Origin of the sequence: Solilutibacter silvestris, from assembly GCF_050574925.1 — a bacterium.
Lineage (GTDB): Bacteria > Pseudomonadota > Gammaproteobacteria > Xanthomonadales > Xanthomonadaceae > Solilutibacter > Solilutibacter silvestris_A.
This window is the reverse complement of the sequence record NZ_JBCMOO010000012.1, coordinates 1-8,475: the sequence shown is the minus strand read 5'-3', so window position 1 is coordinate 8,475 and position 8,475 is coordinate 1. Positions and strand designations below refer to the sequence as shown.

General features: G+C 52.0%; 13 protein-coding genes. All 13 read left to right on the top strand.

Annotated elements, in window-relative coordinates; all coding sequences use genetic code 11:
• The coding region (locus ABE093_RS13320) for a VOC family protein (protein WP_430761400.1) at positions 1-443 on the top strand (443 nt) is incomplete at its 5' end.
• A 147-nt stretch (positions 444-590) separates the two neighbouring features.
• The gene (locus tag ABE093_RS13315; RefSeq protein ID WP_430761399.1) at positions 591-1,037 is read left to right on the top strand and encodes a hypothetical protein; all 447 of its coding nucleotides are present in this window, start codon (positions 591-593) and stop codon (positions 1,035-1,037) included.
• A 113-nt stretch (positions 1,038-1,150) separates the two neighbouring features.
• Positions 1,151-1,543: a hypothetical protein gene (locus ABE093_RS13310; protein ID WP_430761398.1), complete on the top strand. Its 393-nt coding sequence runs from the start codon at positions 1,151-1,153 to the stop codon at positions 1,541-1,543.
• 126 nt (positions 1,544-1,669) lie between these two features.
• A complete protein-coding gene (locus ABE093_RS13305; protein ID WP_430761397.1) occupies positions 1,670-2,056 on the top strand; it encodes a VOC family protein in 387 nt (128 codons plus the stop codon).
• A gap of 133 nt (positions 2,057-2,189) precedes the next feature.
• Positions 2,190-2,525: an antibiotic biosynthesis monooxygenase family protein gene (locus ABE093_RS13300; RefSeq protein WP_430761396.1), complete on the top strand. Its 336-nt coding sequence runs from the start codon at positions 2,190-2,192 to the stop codon at positions 2,523-2,525.
• A 112-nt stretch (positions 2,526-2,637) separates the two neighbouring features.
• Entirely contained in the window at positions 2,638-3,057 is a 420-nt protein-coding gene (locus ABE093_RS13295; protein WP_430761395.1) for a hypothetical protein, read from the top strand.
• Between the two features lie 121 nt (positions 3,058-3,178).
• Positions 3,179-3,538, top strand: a complete 360-nt coding sequence (locus tag ABE093_RS13290; RefSeq protein WP_430761394.1) for a DUF1304 domain-containing protein — start codon at positions 3,179-3,181, stop codon at positions 3,536-3,538.
• A gap of 112 nt (positions 3,539-3,650) precedes the next feature.
• Positions 3,651-4,286: a hypothetical protein gene (locus ABE093_RS13285; RefSeq protein WP_430761393.1), complete on the top strand. Its 636-nt coding sequence runs from the start codon at positions 3,651-3,653 to the stop codon at positions 4,284-4,286.
• A gap of 630 nt (positions 4,287-4,916) precedes the next feature.
• Positions 4,917-5,261, top strand: coding sequence for a YbjQ family protein (locus ABE093_RS13280; RefSeq protein ID WP_430761392.1), 345 nt, complete (start codon positions 4,917-4,919; stop codon positions 5,259-5,261).
• Positions 5,262-5,409: 148 nt separating this feature from the next.
• Complete coding sequence (locus ABE093_RS13275) at positions 5,410-5,793, top strand: VOC family protein (protein ID WP_430761391.1); 384 nt, start codon at positions 5,410-5,412, stop codon at positions 5,791-5,793.
• Between the two features lie 1,033 nt (positions 5,794-6,826).
• On the top strand, positions 6,827-7,465 hold the full coding sequence (locus ABE093_RS13270; protein ID WP_430761390.1) for a hypothetical protein: 639 nt from the start codon (positions 6,827-6,829) through the stop codon (positions 7,463-7,465).
• A gap of 129 nt (positions 7,466-7,594) precedes the next feature.
• The gene (locus ABE093_RS13265) at positions 7,595-7,807 is read left to right on the top strand and encodes a hypothetical protein (RefSeq protein ID WP_430761389.1); all 213 of its coding nucleotides are present in this window, start codon (positions 7,595-7,597) and stop codon (positions 7,805-7,807) included.
• 144 nt (positions 7,808-7,951) lie between these two features.
• Entirely contained in the window at positions 7,952-8,410 is a 459-nt protein-coding gene (locus ABE093_RS13260) for an OmpA family protein (RefSeq protein ID WP_430761388.1), read from the top strand.
• Positions 8,411-8,475 lie beyond the last annotated feature (65 nt).

Genomic DNA, 8,475 nt, shown 5'->3' with positions numbered 1-8,475 from the left:
TAACTCAGGTGTTAGGCGCCGCAGGCGCACAGCTTCGCTTTCCAGATCAGGAGCATGCCGTGTCGGACAAATCACAGTTCAAAGCTGCCTATCCTTACCAGAACGATGTTCTTGCCCTTCCCGTCTTGGATATTGATCAGGCAGCTCAGTGGTACGCCGCCCACTTCGGCATGACTGAATCCGGACGCTCTCAGAGCCCCGTTCCTACTGTCCTCATGGAACGTGATGGAACCCAAATCGGATTCGCTGTAAATGGTGGAGATGCGACGCAGGACGGAGCGGCCATACTTGTTTCGGATATCCAGTCCATGAAACAAGAGCTGGACAAAACCGGGGTGAATACCAGTGACCTACGGCTTGAGAAGCAGGACGGTCAAGACCTCCAGGTCTTCTTTGTGGTCGCTCCAGATGGGCTTTGCTATTACTTCCACGCTCCGCTCTAGGCGAGCTGACAATGTTTAACGGCTGCGGCGCCTAACTAATCGTTCAAGCCGACCCCGCTTCGTGGCACCGCCCGCGCGCCTGCGCTACGCTAGCACGCGTCCGCCACCACTGCGCGTGGCGGCTTAACTCAGGTGTTAGGCACCGTCATGAGCACTGACTGGAACGAACTCGCGAAACAATACTTGGAGTTATCCGGACCGCCAGGGACATTCCAGTACGGGCCAGATCTGCACTCCCGCAACATGGCTATGCGCGACTTCCTTGGCCGCGCAGCATCCGTCTTCCCGAAAGACAATGAAATTGCCCTATCGTGGTTCATTACGGCACTAAAGTCAGAATCACAAAAGTGGTTTGTTGCACGACTGTTGTCCGTTGTAAAACCCGTACCACGAACGTTGCTTGACCCACTACTACTCGCAGGCCTTTCAGAGCCTAATCCAAGCACTAATCGCGCATTTATTCAGCCGTGTGTTGCCACTTTCGGCTCATCTGAAGTTTCCGCCAGAATCGCTGATCTCGTTCAGAACCAAGAGGTAGCGGAACCCAGTAACATGGCTAACGCGATGTATTGGGCCCAACAAATTGGTGCCTAACTAATCGTTCAAGCCGACGCCGCTTCGTGGCACGGTTTTGGGCTTTTACGCTACGCTAGCCCAAAATCGCACCACTCTCGGCGCGGCTTAACTCAGGTGTTAGCGCGCAGATCATGCATATTTTGCTTCTCGTTTTTTTCCTGATCGCTGTTATTGCCTTTGCACCAGCGAAATGGGGCCTCGCCTTCTGTGGCCTAATCGTTGCGATCCCGCTGATTGTTAAAGCCACAGCCCAGAAATTCTCCGGAGCAGAATTCACCTTTTGGGATTCTGCAAAAGCGGTCGCCTTAGCATTATTCCTATCCTTCGTCTTCTTGCTTGTTCTGCTCTCCATTGGACATGGTGAAGCCAGACTTGGAATTCCACTGCTGCTGGCTTTTTTCTGCTCCTACGTCCTTGGCTTCAAACTGTCTCTTGGAACATCTTTTGGGATAAGTGCTGGCATCGCAGCTGTCTCCACAGTTGCATCTGGCATTCTCGTATGGCTAGTCATGGCTGCGCTCTAACAGCTCGTTCAAGCCGACCCCGCTTCGCGGCGTCGGCCTGCGGCTTTTGGTAGTCTGCCGCTGTCCGCCGCCGCAAACCGGGGCGGCTTAACTCAGGTGTTAGGCTGTGCTGGATGAGGGATACGCATGCCAATCATTCCAACTGTCCGCTGCAGCAGTATGAAAGCCTCTTTGGCCTTTTATTGCCAAGTACTGGATTTTGTCCAAGTCGATAAGCCAGACTGGTTGGAAGATCCTTCGTTCTGCACACTTCAAAGAGACGATGGCTGGATTCATCTCTCAAGTTTCGGTGGCGATGGCACATTCGGCCAAGCTGTAGCTATTGTTGTAGAAGACATAGATGCTCTATTCCAAAAGTTTCTGGATCGCGGATTGCGTATCCCAGAGCGCGATTCGCCTGTGCATCGAGGTCCACTCGAGCAATCATGGGGAACCCGTGAGTTCTACGTGGATGATCCAGACCGCAACACTCTAAGGTTTATTCAATTCGCCAACACGGCCAGCTCAGCCTAACTAATCGTTCAAGCCGACCCCGCTTCGTGGCATCGCCCGCGTGCCTGCGCTACGCTAGCACGCGTCCGCCGCCACTCACGGGGCGGCTTAACTCAGGTGTTAGGTGCCACCCGATAACTTATCGAGTCCTTGCATGGTCAATAATCTTGGATTTTGCGTTATTTATCGCGCTCGCGTTCATCCAGATAAAGAAGCGCTCTACGTTTCAGCTTGGTCAAAACTGACGAGGCTTTTACGGACAGAACGAGGTGCGCTTGGCTCGCGTCTACACAAGGGGAATGACGGCATCTGGTACGCCTATGCCCAATGGCCGAGTGCAGAAGCAAGACGTTTAGCATTTCTACTGCCATCGGTAGATCCGTCCGCCGAGCAGGATGTTCGTGATTCTATTTCTGAATATTTTCCAGAAATAGTGCTTGACCCAATCGAAGATCAGTTAGTGCCTATCACGGGGCTGGCACCTAACTAATCGTTCAAGCCGACCCCGCTTCGCGGCGTCGGCCTGCGGCTTTTGGTAGTCTGCCGCAATCCGCCGCCGCAAACCGGGGCGGCTTAACTCAGGTGTTAGCCTTCACTTAACCATGCTCATAACCATCGCCAGATTTCTTGATCGTTGGGAAGCGGAGATTGTTTGCGCTCGCCTAAAAGCCGAAGGAATCCCTGCTACAACGGCATTTGCCAATCACGCAACGATTGACTGGCCAATTTCGTTTGCCCTAGGCGGAACTGCAGTTCAAATCCCAGAAGAGTTCTCCCAGGATGCACTTGAAGTTCTAGATGCCTATCAGTCTGGGGAACTCCAAGGCGATCTTGAGCAAGCCGAAGACCTTCCAGCCGAATCATGTCCTAAATGCGGTGGACTCTCGATTAGGTACGGAATTCCTCTTCAGCAAAGAGCATTAGCCCTTGTAACAGGGTTGCTCGGAGCAACGTTTCCCACCAGCACAAGCGCAAAAACCTGCGAAACGTGCTCTTTTAGTTGGGAAGGCAGTGAAGGCTAACTAATCGTTCAAGCCGACGCCGCTTCGCGGCACGGTTTTGGGCTTTCCGCTACGCTAGCCCAAAACCGCGCCACTCTCGGCGCGGCTTAACTCAGGTGTTAGCGCCCATTGAGAGGCAATCATGCTCCTCGTTTCAAACATAGTAGTAGGTTTAGTCGCCCTACTCCATATCTACATCCTTGTTCTTGAAATGTTCCTCTGGACAAAGCCTGCTGGTCGAAAAGCATTTGGCTTGACCCAAGAGTTTGCTGACCAGACAAAGGTTCTAGGTGCGAACCAAGGGCTTTACAACGGATTCTTAGCCGTCGGCCTGATTTACGGCCTTGTTCAAGGGCCTGCTGGACTTTCCTTCAAGGTCTTCTTTCTAGCTTGTGTTGTTGTGGCTGGCGTTTACGGAGCCGCCACAGCGAGCAAGAAGATCCTGTTTGTACAGGCAGTCCCCGCCGCTATTGCGTTGGCCTTGGTCCTATTAGCCCGATAACTCGCAATGGGCTCTAACTATTCGTTCAAGCCGACCCCGCTTCGTGGCACGGTTTTGGGCTATCCGCTACGCTAGCCCAAAACCGCACCACTCTCGGCGCGGCTTAACTCAGGTGTTAGGCATTGCAATGGCAAGAGATTCTTGGTTCCGAAACACCCAGTGGAATGAAGAAATTGAAGCCGCTTTTTTCGCGAAACTAAAGCGCGCAAGAGACAAAAGCCAATATCTTCGGATACAGGCCTCTACTTTGGCCCCATTCCACCCCGATGTTGCGCTTCAACTTCTCGATCAATACTTCGCCCTTGGCGACCACTTTGACATAGCTCAAGCCCATGTAGATCGCGCAACCGCATATCTAGCACTAGGGGATCTGGAAGCAGCCATTCTTTCTTATGAACAAGCCGTTGCTCGGGAGGAAGTTTTCCCGCGACTCCGTACTGGAGCATCCATTGACCTTCCGTACCTAATTGCACTGAACGGCATAACAGATCGCTTTGACCAAGCATTAGCCATGCTAACTGGGCCGACAGACAGTCTAATGTTCCCTGTTGCCTTATTTAAGTATCACGCCGCAAGAGCAATGATCTTGCGACTCTCAGACCGAGAGTGCGCTGCCAAAGAGGCTCAACTTGCACTGGAAGCAGCCACAAGAGATCACTCAGGTTTCAGTTACCACCGGAAAGTTGGCTTGGTATCCGATCGCCATGCGGCGGCGCTTAAGAAGCTACGCGACCTTTGCAACGCCTAACTAATCGTTCAAGCCGACGCCGCTTCGTGGCACGGCTTTGGGCTATCCGCTACGCTAGCCCAAAACCGCACCACTCTCGGCGCGGCTTAACTCAGGTGTTAGGCTCCATCTCAACAATCGTCAGGGGGACTTGTGGAAAGAAACATCAAAACGTATCGAACACATATCGCGCTTGCCTGCTTGTATGGTTTCATAACCTCAATTTTCGTTTACTACATCACCACGCAAAGCAGCACCCAACCCGGTGCTTACGTTGTAATCGCCTTCTTTTCCGCCCTAGTCATTTTGCATATATTTGTCGCATTTTCAGCTAAACGAAGAAGGAATTGGGCACGCGTCACCTCTCTAATTATAGGATTCCTTATGTTAGGTGGATTTCCTATTGGCACAATAATTGGCATTTACTTGATATCTAATGCGTGGAGTGATTGGGCTCCACCTAAAAAATATTCTGGAAACCTTGTCGATGGTTGGCCCACCGATTCGACAAAAGATGGTGCCTAACTAATCGTTCAAGCCGACCCCGCTTCGTGGCATCCTCCGCGTGCCTGCGCTACGCTAGCACGCGTCCGCCGCCACTGCGCGTGGCGGCTTAACTCAGGTGTTAGGTGCCTTTGGGAGGGAATATCGATGCCCGATTTAGACGATTCGATGGTTACAACCGCTTTTGAACTTCCTGGATATCAGGTTACTCGCAGCCTAGGCATCGTTCGTGGAATCACTGTCCGATCCAGGTCAGTTGTAGGAAACCTTGTTGGCGGGTTGCAAAGCCTGTTCGGTGGGAATATCACTGTCTACACCGAACTTTGCGAGCAAGCTCGAACTGAAACCTATCGAGACATGGTAAAGCACGCAAAACAACTCGGTGCCAATGCAATTATTGGTGCTCGGTACGACGCGACCGAATTGATGGATGGTCTTACGGAAGTTTTGTGCTACGGCACGGCTGTAATCGTCGTCCCGCAAGGCACCTAACTAATCGTTCAAGCCGACCCCGCTTCGTGGCATCGGCCGCGTGCCTACGCTACGCTAGCACGCGTCCGCCACCACTGCGCGTGGCGGCTTAACTCAGGTGTTAGGCGCCACAGGCGCACAGCTTCGCTTTCCAGATCAGGAGCATGCCGTGTCGGACAAATCACAGTTCAAAGCTGCCTATCCTTACCAGAACGATGTTCTTGCCCTTCCCGTCTTGGATATTGATCAGGCAGCTCAGTGGTACGCCACCCACTTTGGCATGACTGAATCAGGACGCTCTCAGAGCCCCGTTCCTACCGTCCTCATGGAACGTAACGGAACCCAAATCGGATTCACTGTAAATGGTGGAGATGCGACGCAGGACGGAGCGGCCATACTTGTTTCGGATATCCACTCCATGAAACAAGAGCTGGACAAAAACGGGGTGAATACCAGTGACCTACGGCTTGAAAAGCAGGACGGTCAAGACCTCCAGGTCTTCTTTGTGGTTGCTCCAGATGGGCTTTGCTATTACTTCCACGCTCCGCTTTAGGCGAGCTGACAATGTATAACGGCTGCGTCGCCTAACTAATCGTTCAAGCCGACCCCGCTTCGTGGCACCGTCCACGTGCCTGCGCTACGCTAGCACGCGTCCGCCGCCACTCACGGGGCGGCTTAACTCAGGTGTTAGGGCTTATGAGAACTCCAATCCTGCTCCTCGTTTGCACCATCACAATCAGCGGTCAAGCCCTTGCGCAAAGCGTTCCATTAAACGACCTCATATCCTATAAGAGTCGATTCCTTGGGAAAAAGGTGAGAACGCATGCGTGCTACTTAAATTGGCGCCACGGCGATCTCATCTCCATCTGTGGAAATGCAAGTCAATCTACTACCATGCTCGCCGAAAAAAGCGATAAAGCATCTCACGTAATTTTTAACGCAATGACTGCGATCAAAGGAAACCTCTCTACACCTATTGAATGCGACTTCGAAGGAACTGTAGTCCAGAAGCGCTTTCAGTGGCCTACAAACACCCTTGGAACTGTCTACCAGATAGACAAAGCGTCATCTTGCATCGCTCATAAGCCCTAACTAATCGTTCAAGCCGACGCCGCTTCGTGGCACGGTTTTGGGCTCTCCGCTACGCTAGCCCAAAACCGCACCACTCTCGGCGCGGCTTAACTCAGGTGTTAGGCTGTCATGGCTAAACTATTCGCGCATAAGCTCTTTGTTGTCTTACTGTCCGCCGGATGGCTGCTTCCAGCATGGATTGCTCTTTGCGCATATGAGAGATATTGGACATTGGAATACCTACCCTCTCTTAGAGGACAAGCTCCTTTAACTTCGTTTCCCGATCTGCCCTACGCCATAGCATCAACAAAAATTTCAATGACCTGGTTAGCGCTCGCAATTGTTTTCTGGTGCATTCGATGGAAGGCCCCTCAAACATCGGCCCATGCAACCTAACTGTTCGTTCAAGCCGACCCCGCTTCGCGGCGTCGGCCCGCGACATTTGGTAGCCTGCCGCAATCCGCCGCCGCAAATCGGGGCGGCTTAACTCAGGTGTTAGATTTCACGGGGAACCTATGCTGCTCTCTCTAATAATCGCCGCCAAAATCGCATCATCTCAGCCTCCCAAAGAATTCCCTAAATTTGACCGGAAGACTGCTCAGCCCATTGTTTTAAAAGCGACGTTGGAAGCAGGCGCATATCTACCTGAATCCCCTGAATGCTCTAGACCCATCGACAAAGACGGAAAACTTGGATTTATCTGCATGGACCCACCGCCATTTTGGGTTTCTGCCAAAAGATTGTTACCCGTTTATGGCGATCTAGACGCAAATTCTATCTTGCTATTTACGACGAGCCACTATGGCATGGAGCGAATTATCGATTCACCGCAGGCAAAGCCTCGCCTGCTTCTTGTGTTACGCCATGGCGACGACTACGTAATGCCTCGCTATGCTCAGGCGATAGTTCTCACCAGCCGATCAGGCGAAGATTTCATTCCATACAGTGATTCCATGCCCATTTGGTGGCTACCTTGCTCAGTCGCTGACCTGAGGATACCTCTAGATCCCCAAGACTTCCCGAGTCAAGGCTGGTCAGATTTCTATAGCGTCAAGGCGTTTCCTAAATTTGGAATTCCATTAAAGAAGATTTCCGAGCAACTGGCCCGCCTTAAGCCCAGTGCTGCACAGATAACTTGTGGCCATGAAATCTAACTAATCGTTCAAGCCGACCCCGCTTCGCGGCACCGTCTGCGTGCCTGCGCTACGCTAGCACGCATCCGCCACCACTCGCGGGGCGGCTTAACTCAGGTGTTAGGCACGCATTGGAAGAGGATTTTCGCAATGTTGAAGGGAACCGCTCCAGAGTCGAATGAAGTTAAAGATGGCGACTTCTGCATGGTCATTTCCGGAACTCACAAAGGCAAATCTGGCATTGCTCGTGATTTGAACATCAGTAAAACTGGTCATCTGACAATCACCATTGTCCAGACTGACGGAAACCGGTTCAAAACGCTTGGGAAAAACGTAACTGTTCAAAAGGCCAATGTTGCCTAACTGTTCGTTCAAGCCGACCCCGCTTCGCGGCACCGCCCGCGTGCCTGCGTTACGCTAGCACGCGTCCGTTGCCACTACGCGTGGCGACTTAACTCAAGTGTTAGAACTTTTCGATTTAACCTCTTTCGTAACCGAAGACCCACCATGAAAGACACTCCTGCTCTCTCTTGTTTCCGGGCTATTTCAACCTCGATAGCTGGTTGGTTGATACTTTGCCTTCCAGTCTCGGCAACGACCGAATTGAACAGTATTCATTTTAAGCCCGGTCAACCATTAGCCGGTCAATCGCTTGGAGAATCCATATCGTCGCCCGGGTATTTCCAGATGATGGATCAAGCAATCTCTGTGTTTAAGGCACACCCTGAGATCTTAATTGAAGTCCATGGTCATACCGATTCATCGGAATGCAGCCCAGGGGATTGCCTTATGCTTTCAACTCGACGTGCCGAGCTCGTGACCCGTTACTTAATAGAGCATGGTCTTCCACCAAAGCAGATTTTCGCTGTCTCTGGATTTGGCTCTCGCCACCCTTTGCTTAGCGATCCTCATACGGTGTCCGATAGGGAAGCCAATCGTCGTGTGGAGTTTTCGCGAAAGTTCTAACTATTCGTTCAAGCCGACGCCGCTTCGGGGTACGGTTTTGGGCTTTCCGCTACGCTAGCCCAAAA

What these genes read in the sequence shown, in the direction of transcription:
- ABE093_RS13305 (WP_430761397.1), top strand. Translation starts at nt 1,670, where the DNA reads ATGCCAATCATTCCAACTGTCCGCTGCAGCAGTATGAAAGCCTCTTTG.
- ABE093_RS13300 (WP_430761396.1), top strand. Translation starts at nt 2,190, where the DNA reads ATGGTCAATAATCTTGGATTTTGCGTTATTTATCGCGCTCGCGTTCAT.
- ABE093_RS13270 (WP_430761390.1), top strand. Translation starts at nt 6,827, where the DNA reads ATGCTGCTCTCTCTAATAATCGCCGCCAAAATCGCATCATCTCAGCCT.
- ABE093_RS13280 (WP_430761392.1), top strand. Translation starts at nt 4,917, where the DNA reads ATGCCCGATTTAGACGATTCGATGGTTACAACCGCTTTTGAACTTCCT.
- ABE093_RS13260 (WP_430761388.1), top strand. Translation starts at nt 7,952, where the DNA reads ATGAAAGACACTCCTGCTCTCTCTTGTTTCCGGGCTATTTCAACCTCG.
- ABE093_RS13295 (WP_430761395.1), top strand. Translation starts at nt 2,638, where the DNA reads ATGCTCATAACCATCGCCAGATTTCTTGATCGTTGGGAAGCGGAGATT.
- ABE093_RS13315 (WP_430761399.1), top strand. Translation starts at nt 591, where the DNA reads ATGAGCACTGACTGGAACGAACTCGCGAAACAATACTTGGAGTTATCC.
- ABE093_RS13290 (WP_430761394.1), top strand. Translation starts at nt 3,179, where the DNA reads ATGCTCCTCGTTTCAAACATAGTAGTAGGTTTAGTCGCCCTACTCCAT.
- ABE093_RS13310 (WP_430761398.1), top strand. Translation starts at nt 1,151, where the DNA reads ATGCATATTTTGCTTCTCGTTTTTTTCCTGATCGCTGTTATTGCCTTT.
- ABE093_RS13265 (WP_430761389.1), top strand. Translation starts at nt 7,595, where the DNA reads ATGTTGAAGGGAACCGCTCCAGAGTCGAATGAAGTTAAAGATGGCGAC.